Source organism: Vibrio sp. J383 (assembly GCF_023503985.1).
Classification (GTDB): Bacteria; Pseudomonadota; Gammaproteobacteria; order Enterobacterales; family Vibrionaceae; genus Vibrio; species Vibrio splendidus.
Genome location: NZ_CP097293.1, coordinates 2,548,571 through 2,572,372, shown reverse-complemented (window position 1 = coordinate 2,572,372; position 23,802 = coordinate 2,548,571). Strand labels below are relative to the sequence as shown.

Here is a 23,802-nt window from a genome sequence, read left to right as displayed (position 1 = left end):
TAACACAGCACTTCTCTGCTTTTTTCGTTTTAAGCTTATCTCGAGTTTGAAGATCGTATCGAAAATAGAATAGGTCTAGAACAGGCCTAACTGTTGTCCGCTGACTCGTTCAAAATCTAAACCGATGAAGGGCAAGATAGCCTCTGCTACCGGTTTGATTTGTTTGTCGATGTAATGTTGATAATCGATACCACTCTTCAAGTACTCCTTTGGCTCAGGGCCACTCAGAGTAATCAAATATTCAATACGCCCTTTGTTTTGGTATTGCAGCGGGCGACCTAGCTTGGCATTGATCTCATCGGCCATACGAGCTGCGCGAACCTGTGGCGGAATGTTTTTTTGATACTCGTGTAGTTTGCGGCGCAAACGCTTTTGGTACACCAGTAAATCATCGTGTTTACCAGCAGCGGTTTCATCGACAAACTGTCTGACATAGTCCGTTGGATCTTGGTCGTGAAACACCATCTCATACAGGGTTTGTTGGAATTGCTGAGCGAGAGGTGTCCAGTCGGTTCGCGCACTTTCAAGCCCTTTAAAGATGATCTTCTCTTGGTCGCCTTGATTGATCAAGCCTGCATAGCGTTTCTTCGAGCCGGTTTCTGAACCTCTAATGGTTGGCATTAGAAACTTGCGATAGTGAGTTTCGTATTCCAGTTCGAGTATTGAGGTTAGGTTGTAGGTTTCTTTTAAGTGATTCGTCCACCAATCGTTGATGTAAGCGACCAGTGCGTTCCCGATCTCGTCTGCTTTTTGTTGATCGTAACTGCCGTTTAGCGATACGAAGGTTGAATCGGTATCTCCGTAAATTACTTGATAACCTTTATCCTCGATTAGAACCTTGGTTTGCTTCATGATCTCATGCCCACGCATGGTGATCGATGAGGCCAAACGGGTATCGAAGAAGCGACAGCCAGAAGAGCCAAGCACACCATAGAAGGAGTTCATGATGATCTTAATCGCTTGAGAGAACGCTTTTTCGTTGTTCTTCTTTGCAACGTCACGTGCTGCCCACAGGTTTTCGATCATCTCTGGTAGAAAGTGCTTAGAGCGGTGGAACTGACCGCCACGAAACCCTGCCACCGCTTGGTCTTCCTCAGAGCCTAACTCTAACTTTAGTCCTTCAATTAACCCCATCGGGTCAATCAAGAAAGAGCGAATTATCGATGGGTAAAGGCTCTTAAAATCGAGGACCAACACCGAGTCATAAAGGTTGGGAATCGAATCCATCACATAGCCACCGGGGCTAGCGATCCAGTTCTCGGGCTCTAAATTAGGCGCGACGTAACCCGCTCGGTGTATCTGAGGCATGTATAAGTTAGTAAAAGCAGCGACAGAGCCGCCAACGCGATCCAGCTCGACACCGGTTAATCGAGAGCGCTCAATCGCGAAGTCGAGTAGGTGAGTGTGTTCGAAGATGCGATTTACTAGCACGCAGTCTTGAAGGTTGTACTTGGCGAGCGAAGGCTTATCGAACTTAAACATCCGGTTTATCTCATCCATGCGGTCGTGAACGTTATGGATGTCTTTGCCTTCGCCGAGTAGCTCTTGAGATACCGATTCAAGAGACCAAGAGCGGAAGTGGTAGGTCGCTGTCTTGAGCATGTCGATGCCATCCAGCACAACGCGGCCTGGGATCGTGATAAAGCCTTGCTGGTTTTGTGCAGAACTACGGAAAAAGCTTGGTTGATTGTCTCTACCGATGCTGAGCTTCACTTCGTTCCATTCTGAACGTTTGTGCAGCAGCCTAAAATCGAAATCAATGACATTCCAACCGATGATGATGTCGGGATCAAATTCAGAAAACCATCTAATCATCGCCTCGAGTAGAGCTTTCTCATTAGGAACCCATTGGACGTTTGTGTCAGCCTTTTGTGGTTCACCGACCATGATGACTCGGCTGTCCATCGGACTGTCTAAGCCAATAGAATAAAGCACGCCTTTTTCTGAGCATTCAATATCAAGTGAAACCACAGATAAACTGGGTAAGTAATCGCCCGCTCTGCATTTTGCATTGGAAACTCTAAGATGCTGACTTTTTTTCACGGCAGTCCCAGTGAACTCAATGCTGCCTTTGATAAAGCGTTCCATAAGATATCGATCGGCGAGTCGAATATCGCTTTCAAAGGTCTGAATTTCTTCGCTGTGAAAGGCTTGTGCTAAACCAAAGCTACTTCTCGCCAGTGATGTATAACATGCGGCGAGAGAGGTTTGATCGAATGTGGCGAGTTCTAGGGACTTGAATTGGCAATCAATCGACTCTTTCGCTGCGATTGCCTGACATTCTTCAACATCAGATTGAGCGACAAAAAATACAGGTTTTTCATTTTGAATCGTCAGCAGAGTTGGGCCTTGAGGGGAGCTTAACCACAAATCAATTTGGGTACGCCCTGAAAAGTCTCTCGCTTGTCTTGTGAGTACAAAGCCTTGCTGAATATCCAATGTAGTAACCTATTGAAATGGGGAATCGAATACTACCATCTAGCGGCTCTCTGCGCACAACAGGCAACCAAAATACTAACTAAATTCTAGTTAACAGAGGCAAATAACGGGACTCCATAAGCAAATAAGTGAAATTGTCGTGAATGGCTATTCAATGGTATTGAAAATATCTTTATCTTGTGTAATTTTATTGGGTGTTGTTTTAACTGGTTGATTTTTAGAAAAAGCTTGTTGTTTTAGTTAGCTTATTTGTTAATAAGTACTTGCTAAAGTTCGTGTTTCAGCACATATTCAACAGAGCTTTTTTTTAGTAATTAAGTTAAGATGTACTCAATGCTGCGATCCACTGTTCCTTTGTTCAATTGTTTCAAACAGATGAAATGACACAGTGGTTGCAGAGCCAATTAATAGTGTGGAGATACAAGTTTGATAAATGTTTTCCTTGTAGATGATCACGAGCTGGTTCGCACAGGGATACGACGTATTATTGAAGACGTCCGTGGAATGAACGTAGCAGGGGAAGCTGAAAGCGGTGAAGATGCTGCAAAATGGTGTCGTAGTAATAATACTGACGTTATTTTGATGGATATGAATATGCCTGGTATTGGTGGCTTAGAAGCAACCAAGAAAATCTTGCGTTTCAACCCTGATGTTAAAATCATCGTTTTAACTGTTCATACGGAAAATCCGTTTCCAACTAAAGTGATGCAAGCCGGAGCTGCTGGTTACCTTACTAAAGGGGCAGGTCCGGATGAAATGGTAAATGCAATTCGAGTGGTTAATAGTGGCCAACGATACATTTCACCAGAAATTGCGCAGCAGATGGCTTTGAGCCAATTCTCGCCTGCGTCTGAAAATCCATTCGCAGACTTATCTGAGCGTGAACTTCAAATCATGATGATGATTACCAAAGGTCAGAAAGTGACGGATATTTCAGAACAACTCAATCTAAGTCCTAAAACAGTCAACAGTTACCGCTACCGTTTGTTCAGCAAATTGGATATCAGTGGCGATGTAGAGCTGACGCATTTAGCGATTAGACATGGAATGTTAGACACTGAGACCCTTTAACACTGAGATCGTATAGTGACCAACTTGTTTGACTCAGTGTCATTTCTCAAGACAGTAACAGAACAGCCCGGCGTTTATCGTATGTATAACGCCGAGGCTGTTGTTATCTACGTCGGTAAAGCAAAGAACCTCAAAAAACGCCTTTCCAGTTATTTCCGTAAAAAAGTCGACAGTGAAAAAACGCGCGCTTTAGTCAGCAATATCGACAAAATCGATGTCACTGTAACGCATACAGAAACAGAAGCTCTTATCCTTGAGCACAACTACATCAAGCAGTACTTACCGAAATACAACGTACTTCTGCGCGATGATAAGTCGTATCCCTATATTTTTATTAGCGGTCACAAACATCCTCGTTTGTCGATGCATCGTGGTGCTAAGAAGAAAAAGGGAGAGTACTTTGGTCCTTATCCTGATTCCGGCGCTGTGCGTGAGACGTTGCACCTAATACAGAAAATCTTTCCTGCTCGTCAGTGTGAAGATACGGTTTATGCCAACAGAACGCGCCCGTGTTTGATGTATCAGATTGGTCGTTGCGCTGCGCCATGTGTTAGCTCAATCATCTCTGATGAAGAGTACAGTGAACTTATCGACTACGTTCGTTTATTCCTGCAGGGGAAAGACAAGCTAGTTCTTGAGACACTCATCGACAAAATGGACAAGGCAAGCCAAGAGCTTCGCTTTGAGCAAGCTGCTGCTTTCCGTGACCAGATCCAAGCGATTCGACGCGTGCAAGAGCAACAGTACGTATCTGACGACTCAATGGAAGATATGGACGTGTTAGGTTTTGCTCAAGAAAATGGCGTGGCTTGTATTCACATCTTGATGATTCGCCAAGGAAAGGTTTTAGGCAGTAGAAGCCATTTCCCGAAAATTCCAAACAATACGGTGCGAGAGGAAGTCTTTTCGAGCTTTTTAAGCCAATACTATCTTGCACATAATGAAGCGAGAACCATCCCAACTCGTCTCATCCTTAATGCTGATTTGATGGACGATGTCACACCGATTCAAGAAGCCTTGTGTGAAGTTGCGGGTCGTAAGATCCACTTCAATACCAATCCTTCTGGAACTCGTGGTCGCTACCTTAAACTGTCTAACACCAATGCATTAACAGCCATTACCACCAAGATTAATCACAAGATGACGATCAATCAGCGCTTTAAGGAGCTTCAAGAAGTGCTGTCGATGGACGTTATCAAACGCATGGAATGTTTCGATATCAGTCACACCATGGGTGAAAGTACGATTGCATCTTGCGTGGTCTTCAATCAAGAAGGGCCAGTTAAACCGGAATACCGTCGTTACAACATCACAGGTATTACCGGTGGTGATGACTACGCTGCAATGGCTCAGGCGCTTGAGAGACGCTATTCAAAACAACTCGATGTCGACAAGATCCCAGACATCATTTTTATCGATGGCGGTAAAGGTCAGTTGAATCGTGCCCATGAGATCATTTCCAAATATTGGGATGATTGGCCGTTTCGACCAAGAATGATGGGTATTGCGAAAGGGGTAACACGTAAACCCGGTTTGGAAACCTTGGTGACCCTTGAAGGTGAAGAGTTTAATTTACCAAGTGATGCGCCAGCACTGCACCTTATCCAACATATTCGTGATGAAAGCCATAATCATGCGATTGCAGGGCATAGAGCAAAACGTGGTAAAACGCGTAGAACCAGTGCGCTTGAAGGAATTGAAGGGGTAGGGCCTAAGCGCCGTCAATCTTTGCTGAAATATATGGGTGGCTTACAAGAACTTAAGCGTGCAACTGTCGAAGAAATAGCCAAAGTACCGGGCATTAGTCATTCTTTGGCAGAAAACATTTATCAAGCATTGAAACAATAGTAAAAATCCCGCACCATTAAAGCGCAATTAATAAGAGCCCAATAATATGCGTTTGAATATACCTAACATTTTGTCCTTACTGAGACTATTTTTGATCCCAGTATTCGTTGTTGTTTTTTACCTACCTTACCAATGGGCTCCTTTTGCTGCTGCAATGGTGTTTTGGGTAGCGGGTTTTACTGACTGGCTAGATGGCATGCTGGCTCGTAAACTCGGGCAAACGTCTCGCTTCGGTGCCTTTATTGACCCTGTAGCGGATAAAGTGCTGGTTGCTACGGCTCTTATCTTGATGACTGAGCATTACCATTCGATTTGGATAACGATTCCAGCGGTTACCATGATCGCTCGTGAAATTATTATCTCAGCGCTTCGTGAATGGATGGCTGAAATCGGTAAACGTGCAAGCGTTGCGGTATCTTGGGTTGGTAAAGTCAAAACCGTTTCTCAGATGTTCGCTCTTTGGGTACTGATCTGGCGATACGACGACTGGATGGTGTGGGTAGGTTACATTGCGCTCTATGTTGCAACCGTTCTTACTTACTGGTCAATGGCGCAATACTTGATGGCCGCCAAAGACGATTTGTTAGACGAAAAACATCATTGATGAAGAAGCGAGCTGAGGCTCGCTTTTTTGATCTTTAACCTAAGGTTAAGTTATCAATAGTGGATATCTAATGTGATATAGATCGCCTTTGAATGGCCTGTCCACAAAGTCCTTTGCACACAAAGTCAGCTATTTAGCCTGTTTCGTATGAAATCTATTCAAACGAATTAAAAATACAAAAATAATATTGACTCAATCCTCTGAATCCGTAGAATGCATCCCGTACCCAAGAGGATGGCAATAAGCGATTCGATTGGAGTTACTAAGGCGCCTTGGCAGAGTGGCTATGCAGCGGATTGCAAATCCGTGGACCTCGGTTCGACTCCGGGAGGCGCCTCCATTATCTCTTTTTCTTAGTTAATGAGAAGAGGTAAGAGTAATGAAAATGCGATACTAGCTCAGTTGGTAGAGCGCAACCTTGCCAAGGTTGAGGTCATCGGTTCGAACCCGATGTATCGCTCCAAAATTTGTAATGTTGATTGGCGTCAGCATTAAGATGGTGTTTTACTTTTCAGTAATCGGCATCGCAATAAAGAATTGCGTGCCCTGGTGGTGGAATTGGTAGACACAAGGGATTTAAAATCCCTCGGCGTTCGCGCTGTGCCGGTTCAAGTCCGGCCCGGGGCACCATCTATTAAAGTCTACGTCTTAACGGATGTAGCAAATGCGATACTAGCTCAGTTGGTAGAGCGCAACCTTGCCAAGGTTGAGGTCATCGGTTCGAACCCGATGTATCGCTCCAAATTAAAAAGCCCGAACAGAAATGTTCGGGCTTTTTGGTTTCTGGCTTTTAGCTTTTACATGTCAGTACTCTTCTTGTTCGAACCCGCACTCAAATTTCATGTCTATCTCAAAACCTTCGCTATCAAGTTCGTTTGCATTACTTAGCTTTTAAAAGCGAGATTCCCTATAAACTCGTTCCTCGTGCTAGGGAATGACGTTTGTGCTCAAATGGCCTCTGAGGCTTGACTCATCTTATTACTTTGTTGGCTTTTAAGGCTCGTTAACAGCGAGACTCCCTATGAACTCGCTCTTCGTGCTAGGGAATGACGAAAGGGTGCTGAGATCTCAAAGCCTCACTAGCAACGTTTGTATACCCGCGTCGTCATCCTCGGGCGTGAGGAACGAGCGACCCGGGGATCTACTTATCGTCTGCTGACTAACTAGTGTTTAATCTATTGCATCAGATAGTTTCTGAATAAAGCAATATATCGACATGTTGTAAGGGACTCCCTATGAACTCATTCTTCACGCTAGGGAATGACGGAATGCGCCACAGCCTCAAAGCCATCACTAACACCGCCTATATACCCACGTCGTCATCCTCGGGCATGAGGAACGAATGAACCGAGGATCTCCTTACCTAAAAAATAAGTTGACGATATTTTCGGCAATTTTTGAATCACGGCTGCTATTTACTAAGCTATTATTGAAAACTATTGATCGTTCATTTCACTTTATGTTACTTTCCCGCGCAATCTCGGAATGGCGATGCTCAAAAAGAGCCGTGATTGCTTCTGGGGGATACGCGTAGTGACCATTCTTGCTGATTGGGACATTACGTAGGGTAGGTATCGGCTAATCCTTTAGCTGATAGACGGGATACTTATGGCGCAATTCGCCATGCTAATGGGAAACCCAACATTGAACACACTAATAACAACATTGCTAATCAGCTCTGCATTTCCAAAAGGGCCAGTTCTTCATAGCTGTCCGATACTGCACAAATGTCCAATTCTTCAAAATAGTAGCATTACTGAACCTTGAGCTCACGTTAACTAATTTTTGCTGTCCTAAGACGGCCTAATTTCGTATTCGTCATTTGACTTATGCGAGCGTACAGCTATATCTCATTATCTCATTTCTAGACAATACGCGTGTTTCACTATGAATTCTCTCTAAATTAATAGAGGGACGGTGTGCAATTGCGTCTGATGGAGGTGAGTATGAACACATTCAAGGGGATTTTTATGACTACCGCCTTTGAAGTCGATATTAATAATATCGCAAATTCATTTTCAACTATGGTTCCTATCGTTGAGGGAACTTACGACCTAACACCTGACGCTATTTTGCTTGAGCAAGAACAGCATGAGTCGGATGTACGCTCTTACCCAAGACGCCTGCCTATTGCTATTAAACGAGCATGCGGTGTTTTAGTTGAAGATACTCGTGGCCAACTCTTTCTCGATTGCTTAGCCGGTGCTGGTACACTTTCTTTGGGTTACAACCACCCTGAAATCAACCAAGCACTTAAAGATCAACTCGATTCTGGTTTGCCATACCAAACACTTGATATTACGACTCAAGCAAAAGAGACGTTTATCAAGCGAGTTAAAGCTTTTCTCCCTCAAGACTTTTCAACTAACTCTGTTCTTCAATTCTGTGGTCCATCTGGAGCTGATGCTGTGGAAGCGGCTATCAAGCTAGCCAAGCAAACAACAGGTCGTAACACCATGTTTGCTTTCCGTGGTGCTTACCATGGCATGACTAACGGCACCATGGGCATGATGGGTAACCTCGGAACTAAAGAGCGTCGTAGCGGCTTGATGTCTGACGTACATTTCATGCCTTTCCCATACAACCTTCGCTGCCCGTTTGGCATTGGTGGTGAAGCAGGTGCCAACGCGAGCATTCGTTATATCGAACGTATGTTGAATGACGACGAATCCGGCATCATGAAACCAGCAGCGATGATCGTTGAGCCTGTACAAGGTGAGGGCGGTGTGATTCCAGCTCCTGCATCTTGGCTACAAGGCTTGCGTCGCATCTGTGATGAACACGGCATCCTACTGATCTTGGATGAAATTCAGTGTGGTGTGGGTAAAACCGGTCATCGCTTTGCGTTTGAAGAGTCAGGCGTTAACCCTGATATCTTATGTTTGTCTAAAGCGATTGGTGGCGGACTGCCTATGTCGCTGCTTGTATTCGATAAGAGTATTGATACTTGGAAAGCGGGTGAGCACACCGGCACATTCCGTGGTAATCAGTTGGCAATGGTGTCTGGCGCTAAAGCGTTGGAAATCATCGAGCGAGATGGCTTAGTTGAGCACGCAAACATTGCTGGCCAATACTTACGTCACGGGCTTGAGAAAATTCAAGCACGCGTGAACTGTATTGCTGAAGTTCGTGGTAAAGGCCTGATGCTTGGCGCTGAGATCAAAAAACCAAATGGTGAGCTTAACAAGTTTGGCGAACCACAATCAGACGGCGAATTAACCCTAGCGATTCAACGAGCAGCATTAGAGCGCGGCTTGATGGTTGAAAAGGGCGGCCGTGATGGTTCGGTAATTCGTTTCCTTCCACCTATGATTATCTCTTTTGAGCAGATCGACTTTGCATTGCGCGTGATGGAAGAAGCGATCATCGCAGCGGGTGGTGGTTTACAACAAGACCAAACACAAAGCGAAGAATCAAATCAGGAATGGAACAAGCATTTCATCCAGACAGGTTTAGGCGGTAGCGACGAATTCGCTAACGTGATGAACCAAACCACTCAAGCGATGAAAACCGTTTTTGAACAAGTTGAAACCCCTTATTCAGGTTTAGACCCTAAAGTGCTAGAAGCTGCCATCAATGCTGTCGATCTCGATAACAACCAGCACGCTCTGGTTGATGTTGTGGATAGCACGGCTGACTTAGTCGCAGCGAACTCTATCTTCGTGCAGCACCCAGACTGTATTGCACACCTTCACACTCCTCCTCTTATGGCTTCTGTTGCTGCGGAATCCATTATCGCGGCGTTGAATCAATCAATGGATTCATGGGACCAAGCATCTGCAGCGACTTATGTTGAACAACGAGTCGTGGATTGGATGTGTGAGAAATACCAACTTGGCGATCAAGCTGATGGTGTTTTTACAAGCGGCGGCACGCAAAGTAACCTAATGGGTTTATTGCTAGCGAGAGACTGGGTTGCCGATAAGCACGATGGTCACTCAATCCAAAAGTTAGGTTTGCCAGAGTACGCGAGCAAACTGCGTATCTTATGTTCAAAGAAATCTCACTTCACGGTTCAAAAATCCGCATCTTTAATGGGATTAGGCGAAGCGGCAGTGTGCTGTGTTGATACCAATGCAAACGGCACGATCAAGCCGGACTTGCTAGACGCAGAAGTGAAAGCACTTAAAGCTCAAGGGTTGATTCCTTTTGCTGTGGTTGGCACGGCGGGTACAACCGATCACGGTGCTATCGATGACCTTGACGCGATTGCAGACATCGCAAGCCAACAAGATCTTTGGTTCCATGTCGACAGTGCTTACGGTGGCGCGCTTATCTTAAGTAGCCATAAAGCTCGCCTGAGAGGCATCGAAAAAGCGGACTCAGTAAGCGTTGATTTCCACAAGTTGTTCTTCCAAACAATCAGCTGTGGTGCTGTGCTTCTCAAAGACAAAACAAACTTTAAGTACCTACTGCATCACGCAGACTACTTAAACCGTGAACACGATGAGCTGCCGAATCTAGTCGATAAGTCTATCGCTACCACCAAGCGTTTCGATGCACTGAAAGTCTTCATGACGATGCAAAGCGTTGGGCCAAAGCAACTGGGTGATATGTACGATCATCTCCTTGAGCAGACGCTTGAGGTTGCCGACCTGATTCAGAAGCATGACGATTTTGAACTTCTTGCTGAGCCGTCACTGTCGACTGTGCTGTTCCGTTCGGTGCCTAGCCATGGGCAATCAGCAAACAGCGCTATGGATTTGGACAAACTGAATCAAACGTTAAGACTGGAAGCGCTGACTCGTGGTGTTGCCGTGCTTGGCGAAACGGTCGTTGACGGTAAAAGCGCGCTGAAATTCACTATCTTGAATCCGTGCTTAACGACATCAGATTTCAAATCTCTAATTAACAAAATTCAAACTTTAGCTATTGAGCTAGCAGAACAACAAGGGTAATTAAAACTATGGCTATTCTACAAATTGGTGCAGGCGGCGTCGGTTGGGTTGTTGCACATAAAGCAGCACAAAATAACGAAGTACTGGGTGATATCACGATCGCTTCTCGCACAATCGCGAAGTGTGAAAAAATCATCGAATCGATCAAAGGTAAAAACAACCTTAAAGATTCAACTAAGAAACTAGAAGCACGTTCAGTAGACGCTGATGATGTTGATGCGCTTGTTGCTTTGATTAAAGAAGTTAAGCCGGATCTAGTGATCAACGCTGGTCCTCCTTGGGTAAACATGGCGATCATGGAAGCGTGTTACCAATCTAAAGTATCTTACCTAGATACATCGGTAGCGGTTGACCTATGTTCTGAAGGTCAACAAGTACCACAAGCTTACGATTGGCAATGGGGTTACCGTGAGAAGTTCGCTGAAGCGGGCATCACAGGTATTCTTGGTGCTGGTTTTGATCCAGGTGTGGTGTCAATCTTTGCGGCGTACGCGGTTAAGCACTTGTTCGATGAGATTGACTCAATTGACGTGATGGACGTGAATGCTGGCGATCACGGCAAGAAGTTTGCGACAAACTTTGACCCAGAAACCAACATGCTTGAGATCCAAGGCGATTCTTTCTATTGGGAAAATGAAGAGTGGAAACAAGTACCTTGTCACTCTCGTATGCTTGAGTTTGAATTCCCGAACTGTGGCTCTCACAAAGTTTACTCAATGGCGCACGATGAAGTTCGTTCAATGAAAGAGTTCATCCCAGCTAAGCGTATCGAATTCTGGATGGGCTTTGGTGATGCATACCTGAACTACTTCAACTGCATGCGTGATATCGGCCTTCTTAGCCCAGATCCGCTAACACTGCACGATGGCACTGTGGTTCAGCCTCTACATGTTCTTAAAGCACTACTACCAGATCCAACATCTTTGGCTCCGGGTTACACAGGTTTAACGTGTATCGGTACTTGGGTTCAAGGTAAGAAAGACGGTAAAGAGCGCAGCGTATTCATCTACAATAACGCAGACCACGAAGTGGCTTACGAAGATGTAGAGCACCAAGCGATCTCTTACACAACAGGTGTTCCAGCAATTACCGCTGCACTTCAGTTCTTCCGTGGCGAATGGGCTGATAAAGGCGTGTTCAACATGGAACAGCTAAACCCAGACCCATTCCTAGCAACAATGCCTGAAATCGGTCTAGATTGGCACGTTCAAGAGCTAGAGCCGACAGCCGGTCTACCTCTAATCCATACTTTGAAGTAGTTCTTGCTCTTTGCCCTTGTCGCGTTGTCCATCGTGCTCATTTACGTTCGTAAACTCCGCGCGATGTCCTAGCGACAAGGGCAAAGCTCTGCGAATCCCATTCAAAGTCATATGATTGACGAGAACGTATAATTACAAGCCGATGCTGTTGCGTCGGCTTTGTTCGATTATCATGTGCCTTCGTGAACTCGAGGGCCGCAAGGTATTAACATGCAAAACAACGAACTAAAAACGCCTTACTTCATGATCAACGAAGACAAGTTGATTGCGAATTTAGAGATAGCTAAGCAGCTGAAAGAGATTTCAGGTGTGAAGTTGGTATTGGCACTCAAGTGTTTCTCGACATGGGGTGTGTTTGACATCATCAAACCTTACCTCGATGGCACGACAAGCTCTGGTCCATACGAAGTGAAGCTTGGTCACGAAACCTTTGGTGGTGAAACGCACGCTTACAGTGTCGGTTACAGCGAAGACGACGTGAGAGAAGTTGCCGATATCTGCGACAAGATGATCTTCAACTCGCAAAGCCAATTCGCAGCGTACCGTCATATTGTTGAAGGCAAAGCGTCGCTGGGTTTACGTCTGAATCCAGGTGTAAGCTACGCAGGGCAAGACTTGGCAAACCCTGCGCGTCAATTCTCGCGTTTGGGTGTGCAAGCTGACCACATCAAACCAGAAATCTTCGATGAGATTAATGGTGTAATGTTCCACATGAACTGTGAGAACAAAGACGTTGATGCGTTTATCGGCCTACTTGATTCAATCTCAGAACAGTTTGGTGAGCATTTAGATAAATTGGACTGGGTGAGCATGGGCGGTGGTGTGTTCTTCACATGGCCGGGCTATGACATTGAAAAGCTTGGTCTTGCGCTGAAAGCCTTCTCTGAGAAACACGGCGTGCAGATGTACCTTGAGCCGGGTGAAGCGATCATCACTAAAACAACCGACCTAGTTGTGACAGTGGTTGATATTGTTGAGAACGTGAAGAAAACAGCGATTGTGGATTCAGCGACTGAGGCACACCGCCTTGATACGCTTATCTACAATGAGCCAGCATCGGTATTGGAAGCGTCTGAAAACGGTAACCACGACTATGTGATTGGTTCGTGTTCATGTCTTGCGGGCGATCAGTTCTGCGAAGCGAGCTTTGATGAGCCACTTAAGATTGGTCAAAAGCTGCACCTGTTAGACAGTGCAGGCTACACCATGGTGAAACTGAACTGGTTCAACGGCCTTAAAATGCCTTCAATCTACTGCGAGCGAAGCAATGGCGACGTTCAAAAGTTGAATGAGTTTGGCTATGAAGACTTCAAACGTTCTCTGTCACAGTGGTCAGTTAAGTAGCTGAGTCATAAATTCAGAATAATAAAAAGAGCAGCCGATGAGCTGCTCTTTTTGATTTTGGATATAACTGTTAGTGACAATAAACCGTCAGCGACAACAAACGTTAATTACAACAGCTGGGCACTAGTACTTAACTTTCAATCATCACTCGAGTGTCTTCGCTGAGGGTTTCTAGTTCATTGACCACGTCATCTATTAGAACTTCGATTGGTAGCTTAACGGCAATTTTGGAAGTAAACAAACTAGAGCTAACACCACCGCCTCCGGCGATAAACACACGGTGACAATCCATATCTAGAATGCTGATACCTTGTCTGTCTAATACGTGTGTCACTTCATTCACGATGCCTGCTCGGTCGTTAGAATCGAGTCGTAAGTGATGTATTGTATCTTGAACATTATGTATATGGTCTGAATCGACAAACTGTACAATGAGGTCAGGGTTGGCGCTAAAGGCGTCTTTCACTACCGATTCGTTGATGGCTGGAAGTTGAACTTTTAGTACGCCTGCGACTTGGTCTTCAATAAAGTTAACTTTACTGATGAGCCATTTCCCGTCGTTTTCGTGAGTAACCGCAGCAAGTTGCTTGATTGTTGCTGGTGATGCTTTTCCGATAAAGTTTACGATAAATGTACTGTTCATATCAGCCCCCAAAGTCTCAATTAATCGTTGTTAATTAAATGTTTGATATCACGCGATAAAGTTCTTTAATTTCAGTGTAGAAGTTTACATCGAACAATGTTTGACCTGCGTCAATTTTTGAAACTAAGCTGTGATACAAAAAAAGAGAATGAAGAGTAGGGCACAAAAAAAGCGGCTAGAGAGCCGCTTTTTAGAAGAGTTATCGCTGTTATCTGTGATTCAGAAACTTAACCAAGCAACTGAGTAAACGGCTTAGTAAGCTACTGTGAGTAAACAACTTAGCAAATAACGTGGATGCAGTTTTAGAACGTTACTTTAAAGTTCATACCAACAAATTGAGAATCGTATCGTGCGCCAGCATCGTAGGCAAATCTAGCAGCATCTTGGTTATCCCACCAAGGGTTAGTATTCAGATTAACTTCTGCGTCACCACCCCATGCATCACTTACCCAGTAGTGGATATGGCCAACAGGGTTAAGGAAGAATAACGAAACATCACCCATGGTTTGAGAGCCCATCACTTCGCCACCGGAAGCAATGATATCTTGCTCGGTTTCTAGCATTATTTCACCGACAACCGCACCGAAGAAAGGTGTGATGAAGAGATCTTGCCATGACGGTACTTCAGCAAACGCTTCTACGCCATATTCCCAGAAGAAGGTCGACATTGTCCAAGAGTATAAGAAAGACTCAAACTCGTCGTAACCAGCATGTCGAGCTGCGGTGTAGTAAACACCACCGAAATAAGGGTGCATCACGTAGTTTAGGAAGTGTTCGTCACGGTCCCAAACTGGGCCTTCGGAAACGTTATCTTTCCATTTTTTACCTAGTGCGCTGATATCACGTTGGTCATCATCCCACTTAGTGATACTTTCAGGTAAAAGAGTCATTAGACCAACGGTTGCGACACTTAGGCCAAGAATTGTGTAGGTTTGACCCATTAAGTAATCCCAATCTTTGCCATCGCTGACAGTAAGGTAGATTGGTTGCTTATCGATAGTTAGATCGTACTGATCACTTGATTCGCTTAGTGCATAGTTCTTGCTAGGCTTGTAGGTGTACAAGCTTTCATTAACACAGTAATCTTGAGCACATTCATCCGAGTAAGAAAGGTTGATTGGCTGGTCGAAGTCGTATTGGCTTGCAACCGAGTTAACTGACATTAGCATTGAAAATGCAGCAGTAACCTTCGTTAGTAACGGTGATTTGGCCACAAGGGTCTCCATGAGAAGTTAAGAATTGATCAGAGTCACAATTATCTATTAAATGCCTGATTTAGGGAACTAATAATTTATTGCTTTTCCTAAGAAAACCTTAGATTTAACATTATTAATATTTGTGAAAAGATGAAATGTCTCAAACTCAACCATAGACCAGTTTGTAAATAATGCAGTGTCTTTTTATGACTACAAAGGATAGAAATATGACGAAAATCGCAATGTTAAGCACTGGTGAAGAAGTTCTTCATGGGGACATTGTAGACACAAACGCAGCTTGGATGTCTGCTGAGTTTTATCAGCACGGTTTTGCCCTAGCGAAACGTTCGACTGTGGGTGACCAAATGAATGCTCTAGTTGAAGAACTGCTGATGCTGAGTTTTAACTATGATGTGGTTATCGTTAATGGTGGTTTAGGACCGACAACTGATGATATGAGTGCTGCTGCTGCTGCGGCGGCTTCAGAGCAGAAACTCGTCATGTTCCCTGAATGGCTAACTCGTATGGAAGAGATGTTTTCTGGACGTGGCATGCCGATGCCGGACAGCAACCTTAAACAAGCTTTGTTGCCAGCGAGTTCAGAGATTGTCGATAACCCTGTGGGCACGGCTTGCGGCTTCAAACTGAAAATCAACGATGCGACTTTCTATTTCACTCCGGGTGTCCCGACTGAATTCAAACGCATGGTGACGTTTGAGATTATTCCTGATTTGTCGAGTACTTACCCTCAAGTGGTTGCCTCTGAATGCAGTCGACTGTTTACGTTTGGTTTGTCTGAATCCGGTATCTCCGATGTTTTGGACCAATTAAAGCTGCCAGAAGGTTATGAGTTGGGTTATCGCTCTTATCTGCCGTTCATTGAGGTCAAACTGTTTGGTCCTAAGGCAGACTTAGAAACTCGCGTTAAGTTGCTGCAAATGGTTTACAAGTTGTTAGAAAGTAATGTCGTCAGTGTTGATGAGCCTATGATTGATCATATTGGACACATCATGGCTGAGAAAAAGAAGACGTTATCTGTGTCTGAAGTGTCGACCAAAGGCGCATTGTCAGCGTGGCTGCAGTTGAATGAGCAGGTTGAAGATTGCTTCGGGCATTCGTGGGTGATGGCTGAGCCAAAAGAGAGTGAACTTGAGAAGAGCGATCCATTAGCCGCGACCTTTGCTCTCGTTGGCGCAACAAGAGAGAAGTGCGGTACTGAGCTAGCTTTGGTGACTGGCAAGTTAGAAGGCAACACATTCAGCGTTGCATTGTCGACCGAAGCGGGAGAATGGGGCCAGGTGCTTGAATTTTATCGTCAATACTCACGCGAAGACCAACGTAACGTGATTAAGACCGTTGCTGCCGATATGTTGAGAAGGCATTTAGACAACAAACCGATGTTTGGCACTTACTCTTCGGTTAAGCGATTGAAAGACATGTTTATTCCAGCGGCTATTATTAAGTAAGTATTTAGGCGAGCTAACCAAGTCTGTACTAAAAACGCTAGAAAAAACGAAATAAAAAGGCCCAACATCTAAATAGGTGTTGGGCCTTTAGTTTATCTAGCCTTCTAGATAACCAAACAAGCAGCTATGTTACACGTAACTCATGTCTGTAAGAACTCGATTACAAACCGCTTGTCATATGTAGGCTGTAGAACAAACCACGGCCGATTAACTCTGAAGCCAAGAACAATACTAGTGCTAAGCCAAGGCTAACTGGGTTCACTTTTGCTTTGTTCAGCATAGGTAGAATCCAAATCAACAAGCTTGCCATTAGCAATGCCACTTGAAGAATCACATAGCTCCCTAAACCATCGACTAACTCAGATGCTTTTGCCGCTGAAGTTTGGATGTCACCGATTAGGTTCAGTTTTCCTACTGTCACAAGCAAGCTGATAGCAACTGCCATAACAGCCAGCATGGTGATGTTACGGTCAACCGTAAAGCGGCTGTCGTTTGCGAATACAATCACGAACTGAGATAGCAGCAATCCACCCACAACCATGGTCATGATGAAGCTCAGTGGTGTGTAGATGTTGTCCCACGTTGGTACTGTATTGATCATGTATACGTTGATCATTGCGTACATGAAGATAACACCCAGCACCATAGCGCCGACCATCAGTGCTTTCTGGATAGCAACGCCACCTTTCTTAACCACAGACAGTAGCCATTGCAGGCCACCGACAGCGAAGAATGCTGCACCGAAGAACACTTCGTTAGACAACCAAGCAGAGCCTAGTTGGTTAAAGGCATTAAACGCGCGCAGTGGAGAACCAAGGTGCGTTGTCGAGAACATGAAGCCAAGACCCATCAGTGCCCACAGAATGAACATTGGAACCTTGTAGCTGTTCAGCTTCTCTTCGTCATGACTAAGTACCAGTGCACGTGCGCCAATTAGTAAGTAACCACCAACCGCAGTTTGCGCTAGCACCGTAAAGAAGATCAAAGACCATTCATGAAAAATCATCTTACACCTCCTTCGGGTTTGCTAAGTGACCACTGGTATCGCCAGTCGGCTTCGCGTTTTTGTTCAGCTTAATCACGATGTTTGGTAGCGTTTCTGTTGAAGATGGCAGTGGAGCCACATCCGCACCAGAGCCGTACTTCTCGCGAAGTGTGTTGATTTCGCCAAACTCCAATGCACGAAGTGGGCAAGACTCAACACAGATAGGCTGTTTGCCTTCAGAAACACGTTGGTAACAACCATCGCATTTCGTCATGTGACCTTTCTTAGCATTGTATTGTGGTGCGCCGTAAGGACACGCATTGCTACAGTGCTGGCAACCAATACATACGCTCTCATCAACCACAACCAAACCGTCTTCATCACGTTTGTGCATAGCGCCCGAAGGACACACTTTCACACACGCTGGGTTAGTACAGTGGTTACAAGCGATAGATAGGTAGTAAGAAAAGACATCTTTCTGAACCCAAGTATCACCATCTTGAGTGAAGCCACCACCTGCGTATTCGTATACGCGACGGTAGTTCGTTTTGATGTCTAGATCGTTATAATCTTTACAAGCAAGCTGACAGGTTTTACAACCCGTGCATTTACTTGAATCAATGTAAAAGCCGTATTGTTTCATTCCAACCTACCTTATGCTTTGTTTAGCGCTTTGATTTGAACTAGGTTTGTATGCTGAGGGTTACCCTTAGCAAGTGGGCTCGGGCGCTGAGTCGTCAGCACGTTGATGGAGCCTGCATGGTCGATCTTCTGACCATCTGGTGCGTACCATGCACCTTCGCCTAGTGCGACAACTCGAGGAAGAATCCTAGGTGTCACTTTCGCTGGAATATGAACTTCGCCACGGTCATTGAAAATACTCACCATATCGCCATTTTTAATACCGCGCTCTTGAGCATCAATCGGGTTGATCCATAACTCTTGCGGTGCTGCTGCTTTGATTTCTGCAACGTTGCCGTAAGTCGAGTGAGTACGAGCCTTGTAGTGGAAACCAGTTAGCTGAAGTGGGTACTTCTCTGCTAGTGGGTCGTTGTGACCTTCAAAAGAGTCCGCGTAAACGGGAAGTGGGTGAATTACTTCGTCTTCTTTCAGTTTCCAAGTCTTCGCGATATCAGCCAGTTGCTCTGAGTAGATCTCGATCTTGCCGCTTGGTGTTGTCAGTGGGTTCGCTTCAGGATCTTTGCGGAAATCTTCGTAAGCGATGTAGTGGTGGTCATAGCTACGTTTGTAGATACCCAGCTCTTTCATCTCTTCGAAGGTTGGCAGTGTTGGATCGTTCTTACGAGTTTCAGCGTAAAGATGCTCAATCCATTGCTCTTGAGTTCGGCCTTCTGTGAACTCTTTTTCGACGCCCATACGCTTAGCCAACTGAGAGCACATTTCATAGATAGATTTCGCTTCGAACTGAGGCTCGATGGCTTTCTGCGCGTAGATGAAGTAAGGCATATTCGCTGCTTTACCATCCATACACCAGTCGTCTTGCTCAGACGTTGTTAAGTCTGGCAGGATGATATCGGCGTATTTCGCTGAAGAAGTCATATGGTTATCAACCACAACAATCATTTCACACGCACTTTCATCTTGAAGAATCGCGTGAGTCTTGTTGATGTCTGAGTGTTGGTTAATGATGCAGTTACCTGCGTAGTTCCAGATCATTTTGATTGGGTTCTTAAGGCGCTCTGCACCGCGAACACCGTCAGTGATGTCGGTCATTTCATGGTGACGGTAAATTGCGTCTGTCCACATGAACATTGAAATTGAAGTTTCAACTGGGTTTGGCACAGTAGGGAAGCGAACAAACGGAATGTTGATGTCACTTTCACGAGCGCCTGTTGAACCGCCAGACACACCCACAGAACCGGTGAGTAATGACAGCATTGCGATTGCACGACACGCTAGCTCACCGTTCGCAGTACGTTGCAGGCCCCAGCCTTGGTGGATTGCGCACGGTTTTGCTGTGCCCATTTCACGGCCAAGCTTGACGATAGTATCAACGGGAATACCGGTGATCTTAGAAGCCCATTCTGGCGTTTTCTCTACGCCATCTTCACCTAAACCTAGGATGTAAGATTTGTAGTCGCTGTTTTTAGGCGCCGATGCCGGCAGTGTTGTCTCGTCGTAACCTACGCAGTATTTGTCTAGGAACGGTTGATCGACAAGGTCTTCAGTGATCATTACGTGCGCAAGACCAGCAACCAATGCTGCATCTGTAGAAGGACGGATTGGGATCCATTGATCTTCACGGCCACCGGCAGTATCGGTGTAGCGAGGGTCGATGATGATCGTTCTTGCGTTCGATTTGTTTTTGCTTTCTACGTAATGGTGGATCAGACCGCCGCCAGACATACGAGTCTCAGCAGGGTTGTTACCAAATTGGATGTTAAGCTTGGTGTTCTCTAGGTCAGAGAAAGAGTTGTTGTTTGCCCAACCACCGTAGGTGTAGCTCAAGCCTTTCGCGATTTGCGCTGTTGAGTAGTCACCGTAATGGTTTAGGTAACCACCACTTAAGTTCATTAGACGAGCAATCAGCGTTTGAGCTGGTGGCCAAGACTTAGTTACCGTACCGCCCAGCGTACCTGTACCGTAGTTTAGGTAGATGGTGTCGTTACCGTAGTCTTTGATAAGACGTTGCATGGTGCTAGCGACTTCGTCGTAAGCCTCTTCCCAACTAATACGTTTAAACTTGCCTTCACCACGTTTACCAACACGTTTCATTGGGTATTTCAGGCGATCTGGGTTGTAAACACGGCGACGCATAGAGCGACCACGTAGACACGCACGAACTTGGTGATGACCGTATTCGTCAGTACCTGTGTTGTCTGTTTCTACGTATTTGATTTCACCGTTTTGTACATGCATACGTAATGGGCAGCGAGAGCCACAGTTTACTGTACATGCACTCCATACGATTTTCTCATCCACATTCTCAGCAACCGCAGCCGCTACGGGTTTGGATTTGAAAGGTAACGCAATACCGCCTGCGAGTGCAGCTGCGCTGCCTACTGCAGAAGAAGTCTTCATGAAGCCTCTTCGAGTAAGATTCATTACCCCAGATTCTTTCTTATTCGTCATTCTAAGATGCCTATTGTTATTGATGAATAGCACTTTATAGGTAGTTTTGTTTTTGTCTTTTAATTTTTAAATATTGATTGATTGGCATCAAATAAGAGCGAAATTTAAATGTTATGAATCGAATGTATAAAATAGATCAAAGAATGAAATGTATTTATTAATATAATTATCTTTAAACCTATAACGGTATAAATAATAATGATTATCGATACGCATAAATTATTGGGTTCGCTATTTTATCAAGCGACAAGTAAAGAACAGTTGATCACCATTGTCGAAGCTTTGGTGGAGAGTGAAGTGCTTTCCGAAGAATGCTTGCTCGCATTGAGAAGTGAAGACGAAAATGCACTCTCAGCGGAGTTTAGCCGCCTGTTTGAAGGCGTTGGCGACATGCCAGCTCCGCCTTGGGGGTCTGTTTACCTAGATAAAGACCGCGTTGTGTTCGGTGCTTCTACTGTAAAGTATCGACAGTTTTTAGAATTGAATCAGATTGAATTAGACACGGGCTTAAGAGAACCGGAAGATCAATTTGGTTTAATGTTATTCGCCCATGCGTATTTGTTAGAGAACAATAATATTGATTCAGCGTGTGAATTATTGGGCTCCCATTTATTAACTTGGTCTTCTGTTTATTTGGAAAAATTAAATACAGCATCAGAACTATCTTTTTATAAGAAACTATCAACTGATGTAATATATTGGCTTAAATACCTAACATCTGAATATAAAATAAACGTTGTTCCTAAAAAGTTATATATCGACTAATGTCTGAACAAATAAATTCAAATAGACGCGGTTTCTTAACTCGACTTTCTAAACCGGTTAAAGCTGCCGCGAATTATGAAGAGAAGTCACAGCGCTCGTATGCAAGGCCGCCAAGAGCGGTCGATGAGGTGCTGTTTGAGCGTCTTTGCGACGGTTGTCGATTGTGTGAGCAAGCGTGTCCGAATAGCGTTATAGAGATGCTAGAGGGCAGTGCGCTGCTGAATTTGGATTACAACAGTTGTTCTATGTGTAACAAGTGCAGTGAAGTGTGTCCGACTGGCGCACTTCATCCAACGGTCACGCCTTATATCGACCTCAAGCCTAGCTTTGCGGATAGCTGTAACAACTACATGCAAATGGATTGTAATGCGTGCCAAACCGCTTGTTCAGCAAGTGCGATTCAAATCGAAGCAGGGGAGTTGCCTACGGTGGACAAAGATAAGTGTAACGGCTGCGGAGAGTGCCGAAGCGCTTGTTACATTGGCTCAGTGACTTTGAACCTTATTCAGTAGTAAACGTCTGGTTTGGCTTTGTGGCAGCAAGTTAGCAGAAAGGCTTTGGTTGAGTGAGAGGCGAGTCGTCTCAGATACCTAAAGACATAAATAGAAAAGGGTCCGCATTCCTAGAGGAAGCGGACCCTTTTTAGTTCTTATTGAAGTTATTCGAGCAAAGCGACCTAAAGCCAGTTGCTTATGCGCGTTTTTGCTTGCTTCTATGAATAACGTTACTCAGCGATAACTCAGTTTTTGCTTTGCAGATGCATGGCAAAATTTCATTGGCTTGTGTGTAAGCCATAGCAAAACCAACGTACTCGACTTCACCAGAATCCAACGTACAGCGGCAAGCGCCACAGTGGCCATCTCGGCAGTTGTATTCTGGCTCTAACCCTGCTTGTTCCATTGTTTCCAATAGAGTATTTGAAGGGTTAGATTCAATAGAAGTCAGCTTGTTGATTTTGATTGTTGGCATTACAGCTCAAACCCTTCAAAGTCGTCAGCTTTTACTTCGTTGTCGATTTGGCCAACTAGGTAAGAACTGATTTCAGCTTCTTGTGGAGCAACTTGAACGTTATCTGAAGACAACCAAGCGTTGATCCATGGAATTGGGTTCGACGTTGCTTCTGGGTAAGCAGTACCTAGACCAACAGCCTGCATACGGATGTTAGTGATGTACTCAACGTATTGGCAAAGAATATCTTTGTTTAGACCAATCATAGAACCATCTTTGAATAGGTATTCTGCCCACTCTTTTTCTTGCTCAGCCGCTTCTTTGAATAGGTCGAAACACTCTTGCTTACACTCTTCAGCGATCTGCATGAATTCGAAGTCATCTTGGCCATTACGTAGCAAGTTGATCATGTGCTGTGTACCAGTAAGGTGAAGAGCTTCATCACGAGCGATTAGCTTGATGATCTTCGCGTTACCTTCCATTAACTCACGCTCAGCGAATGCAAATGAACATGCGAAACTTACGTAGAAACGAATCGCTTCCAGTGCATTTACAGACATTAGACATACGTAAAGCTTCTTCTTCAGGTCGTGAAGTGAAATCTTAACGTCTTCGCCGTTGATGTTGTGGTTGCCTTCGCCGTAGCGATGGTAGTCAGCCGTCAGCTTGATCAAATCATCGTAGTAAAACGCGATGTCTTTCGCACGTTTTAGGATCTCTTCGTTTTCAACGATGTCGTCAAATACTACGCCTGGATCATTCACGATGTTACGGATGATGTGCGTGTATGAACGAGAGTGAATCGTTTCAGAGAATGACCAAGTCTCAATCCAAGTTTCAACTTCTGGCAGTGATACCAAAGGAAGTAGGGCAACGTTAGGGCTGCGGCCTTGGATTGAATCTAGAAGTGTTTGGTACTTCAGGTTAGAGATGAAGATGTGCTTTTCATGCTCAGGAAGCTTGTTGTAGTCGATACGGTCGCTAGACACGTCTACTTCTTCTGGACGCCAGAAGAAAGAAAGCTGCTTTTCGATCAACTTTTCGAAGATTTCGAATTTCTGTTGGTCGTAACGTGCAACGTTTACCGACTGACCCAAGAACATTGGTTCTTTTAGTTGGTCATTTTTTTGTTGAGAAAAAGTACTGTAAGCCATAAATGCCTCAAATCCTTTAAAGACCCGCAATAAAACGGACCCTGTTAATGCTTTAAACCCAGAGAAGATAACTTCTCTGGGGTCTTAAT

At 44.8% G+C, this 23,802-nt stretch carries 17 protein-coding genes and 4 tRNA genes; 13 read left to right on the top strand and 8 right to left on the bottom strand.

Annotation, left to right across the window (positions count from 1 at the left end):
* Positions 1–75: 75 nt before the first annotated feature.
* Positions 76–2,439 carry a DNA polymerase II gene (locus M4S28_RS11560; RefSeq protein WP_249631845.1) on the bottom strand — a complete coding sequence of 788 codons (2,364 nt, stop codon included), beginning with the start codon at positions 2,437–2,439 and terminating at the stop codon, positions 76–78.
* A 426-nt stretch (positions 2,440–2,865) separates the two neighbouring features.
* Here M4S28_RS11560 and uvrY point away from each other — a divergent pair, with 426 nt between their 5' ends.
* From uvrY to nspC, 10 genes are all read left to right on the top strand, one after another.
* Entirely contained in the window at positions 2,866–3,510 is a 645-nt protein-coding gene (gene uvrY, locus M4S28_RS11555) for a UvrY/SirA/GacA family response regulator transcription factor (protein ID WP_017078219.1), read from the top strand.
* A 15-nt stretch (positions 3,511–3,525) separates the two neighbouring features.
* Positions 3,526–5,358, top strand: a complete 1,833-nt coding sequence (gene uvrC / locus M4S28_RS11550; protein ID WP_102457352.1) for an excinuclease ABC subunit UvrC — start codon at positions 3,526–3,528, stop codon at positions 5,356–5,358.
* Between the two features lie 46 nt (positions 5,359–5,404).
* Positions 5,405–5,962 carry a CDP-diacylglycerol--glycerol-3-phosphate 3-phosphatidyltransferase gene (gene pgsA, locus M4S28_RS11545; RefSeq protein WP_017078221.1) on the top strand — a complete coding sequence of 186 codons (558 nt, stop codon included), beginning with the start codon at positions 5,405–5,407 and terminating at the stop codon, positions 5,960–5,962.
* 266 nt (positions 5,963–6,228) lie between these two features.
* Positions 6,229–6,302, top strand: a tRNA-Cys gene (locus M4S28_RS11540).
* Positions 6,303–6,349: 47 nt separating this feature from the next.
* Positions 6,350–6,425: transfer RNA gene (locus tag M4S28_RS11535), tRNA-Gly, on the top strand.
* An 80-nt stretch (positions 6,426–6,505) separates the two neighbouring features.
* Positions 6,506–6,592: transfer RNA gene (locus M4S28_RS11530), tRNA-Leu, on the top strand.
* A gap of 36 nt (positions 6,593–6,628) precedes the next feature.
* Positions 6,629–6,704: transfer RNA gene (locus M4S28_RS11525), tRNA-Gly, on the top strand.
* Between the two features lie 1,204 nt (positions 6,705–7,908).
* Positions 7,909–10,860, top strand: a complete 2,952-nt coding sequence (locus M4S28_RS11520; RefSeq protein ID WP_249631844.1) for a pyridoxal phosphate-dependent class III aminotransferase — start codon at positions 7,909–7,911, stop codon at positions 10,858–10,860.
* Between the two features lie 8 nt (positions 10,861–10,868).
* Complete coding sequence (locus tag M4S28_RS11515) at positions 10,869–12,119, top strand: carboxynorspermidine synthase (RefSeq protein WP_004733354.1); 1,251 nt, start codon at positions 10,869–10,871, stop codon at positions 12,117–12,119.
* Positions 12,120–12,329: 210 nt separating this feature from the next.
* A complete protein-coding gene (nspC, locus tag M4S28_RS11510) occupies positions 12,330–13,463 on the top strand; it encodes a carboxynorspermidine decarboxylase (RefSeq protein WP_102568835.1) in 1,134 nt (377 codons plus the stop codon).
* Between the two features lie 130 nt (positions 13,464–13,593).
* Here nspC and M4S28_RS11505 read toward each other — a convergent pair whose 3' ends face one another.
* Together M4S28_RS11505 and M4S28_RS11500 are read right to left on the bottom strand one after the other, a co-directional pair.
* Positions 13,594–14,106, bottom strand: a complete 513-nt coding sequence (locus M4S28_RS11505; protein ID WP_076678927.1) for a glycine cleavage system transcriptional repressor — start codon at positions 14,104–14,106, stop codon at positions 13,594–13,596.
* A gap of 302 nt (positions 14,107–14,408) precedes the next feature.
* The gene (locus tag M4S28_RS11500) at positions 14,409–15,320 is read right to left on the bottom strand and encodes a DUF3943 domain-containing protein (RefSeq protein ID WP_004733357.1); all 912 of its coding nucleotides are present in this window, start codon (positions 15,318–15,320) and stop codon (positions 14,409–14,411) included.
* Positions 15,321–15,529: 209 nt separating this feature from the next.
* Between M4S28_RS11500 and M4S28_RS11495 the strand changes: the two genes are divergently transcribed.
* On the top strand, positions 15,530–16,768 hold the full coding sequence (locus M4S28_RS11495) for a CinA family nicotinamide mononucleotide deamidase-related protein (RefSeq protein WP_249631843.1): 1,239 nt from the start codon (positions 15,530–15,532) through the stop codon (positions 16,766–16,768).
* A gap of 160 nt (positions 16,769–16,928) precedes the next feature.
* Here the strand turns inward: M4S28_RS11495 and M4S28_RS11490 are convergent, their stop codons facing one another.
* The 3 genes from M4S28_RS11490 to M4S28_RS11480 are packed head-to-tail and all read right to left on the bottom strand — an operon-like array spanning position 16,929 to position 20,846.
* Positions 16,929–17,774, bottom strand: coding sequence for a dimethyl sulfoxide reductase anchor subunit family protein (locus tag M4S28_RS11490; RefSeq protein WP_249631842.1), 846 nt, complete (start codon positions 17,772–17,774; stop codon positions 16,929–16,931).
* Position 17,775: 1 nt separating this feature from the next.
* Entirely contained in the window at positions 17,776–18,396 is a 621-nt protein-coding gene (locus M4S28_RS11485; protein WP_004733360.1) for a DMSO/selenate family reductase complex B subunit, read from the bottom strand.
* A gap of 11 nt (positions 18,397–18,407) precedes the next feature.
* Positions 18,408–20,846, bottom strand: coding sequence for a DmsA/YnfE/YnfF family dimethyl sulfoxide reductase (locus M4S28_RS11480; protein ID WP_249631841.1), 2,439 nt, complete (start codon positions 20,844–20,846; stop codon positions 18,408–18,410).
* Positions 20,847–21,044: 198 nt separating this feature from the next.
* On the opposite strand from M4S28_RS11480, the gene M4S28_RS11475 reads away from it, so the two are divergent.
* Both M4S28_RS11475 and napF read left to right on the top strand, forming a co-directional pair.
* The gene (locus M4S28_RS11475) at positions 21,045–21,611 is read left to right on the top strand and encodes a molecular chaperone TorD family protein (RefSeq protein ID WP_249631840.1); all 567 of its coding nucleotides are present in this window, start codon (positions 21,045–21,047) and stop codon (positions 21,609–21,611) included.
* On the top strand, positions 21,611–22,123 hold the full coding sequence (gene napF / locus M4S28_RS11470) for a ferredoxin-type protein NapF (protein ID WP_004733363.1): 513 nt from the start codon (positions 21,611–21,613) through the stop codon (positions 22,121–22,123). The genes M4S28_RS11475 and napF overlap by 1 nt, the downstream gene beginning before the upstream one ends.
* A 178-nt stretch (positions 22,124–22,301) precedes the next feature.
* On the opposite strand, the gene yfaE is transcribed toward napF, so the two are convergent.
* Both yfaE and nrdB read right to left on the bottom strand, forming a co-directional pair.
* Positions 22,302–22,580, bottom strand: coding sequence for a class I ribonucleotide reductase maintenance protein YfaE (yfaE, locus tag M4S28_RS11465; RefSeq protein ID WP_004733364.1), 279 nt, complete (start codon positions 22,578–22,580; stop codon positions 22,302–22,304).
* A complete protein-coding gene (gene nrdB, locus M4S28_RS11460; protein WP_004733365.1) occupies positions 22,580–23,713 on the bottom strand; it encodes a class Ia ribonucleoside-diphosphate reductase subunit beta in 1,134 nt (377 codons plus the stop codon). The genes yfaE and nrdB overlap by 1 nt, the downstream gene beginning before the upstream one ends.
* Between the last annotated feature and the right edge of the window lie 89 nt (positions 23,714–23,802).

Coding starts and splice junctions, on each gene's coding strand:
- M4S28_RS11475 (WP_249631840.1), top strand. CDS start 21,045: ATGATTATCGATACGCATAAATTATTGGGTTCGCTATTTTATCAAGCG.
- M4S28_RS11490 (WP_249631842.1), bottom strand. CDS start 17,774: ATGATTTTTCATGAATGGTCTTTGATCTTCTTTACGGTGCTAGCGCAA.
- pgsA (WP_017078221.1), top strand. CDS start 5,405: ATGCGTTTGAATATACCTAACATTTTGTCCTTACTGAGACTATTTTTG.
- M4S28_RS11480 (WP_249631841.1), bottom strand. CDS start 20,846: ATGACGAATAAGAAAGAATCTGGGGTAATGAATCTTACTCGAAGAGGC.
- M4S28_RS11515 (WP_004733354.1), top strand. CDS start 10,869: ATGGCTATTCTACAAATTGGTGCAGGCGGCGTCGGTTGGGTTGTTGCA.
- M4S28_RS11485 (WP_004733360.1), bottom strand. CDS start 18,396: ATGAAACAATACGGCTTTTACATTGATTCAAGTAAATGCACGGGTTGT.
- M4S28_RS11505 (WP_076678927.1), bottom strand. CDS start 14,106: ATGAACAGTACATTTATCGTAAACTTTATCGGAAAAGCATCACCAGCA.
- nspC (WP_102568835.1), top strand. CDS start 12,330: ATGCAAAACAACGAACTAAAAACGCCTTACTTCATGATCAACGAAGAC.
- M4S28_RS11495 (WP_249631843.1), top strand. CDS start 15,530: ATGACGAAAATCGCAATGTTAAGCACTGGTGAAGAAGTTCTTCATGGG.
- nrdB (WP_004733365.1), bottom strand. CDS start 23,713: ATGGCTTACAGTACTTTTTCTCAACAAAAAAATGACCAACTAAAAGAA.
- M4S28_RS11520 (WP_249631844.1), top strand. CDS start 7,909: ATGAACACATTCAAGGGGATTTTTATGACTACCGCCTTTGAAGTCGAT.
- yfaE (WP_004733364.1), bottom strand. CDS start 22,580: ATGCCAACAATCAAAATCAACAAGCTGACTTCTATTGAATCTAACCCT.
- napF (WP_004733363.1), top strand. CDS start 21,611: ATGTCTGAACAAATAAATTCAAATAGACGCGGTTTCTTAACTCGACTT.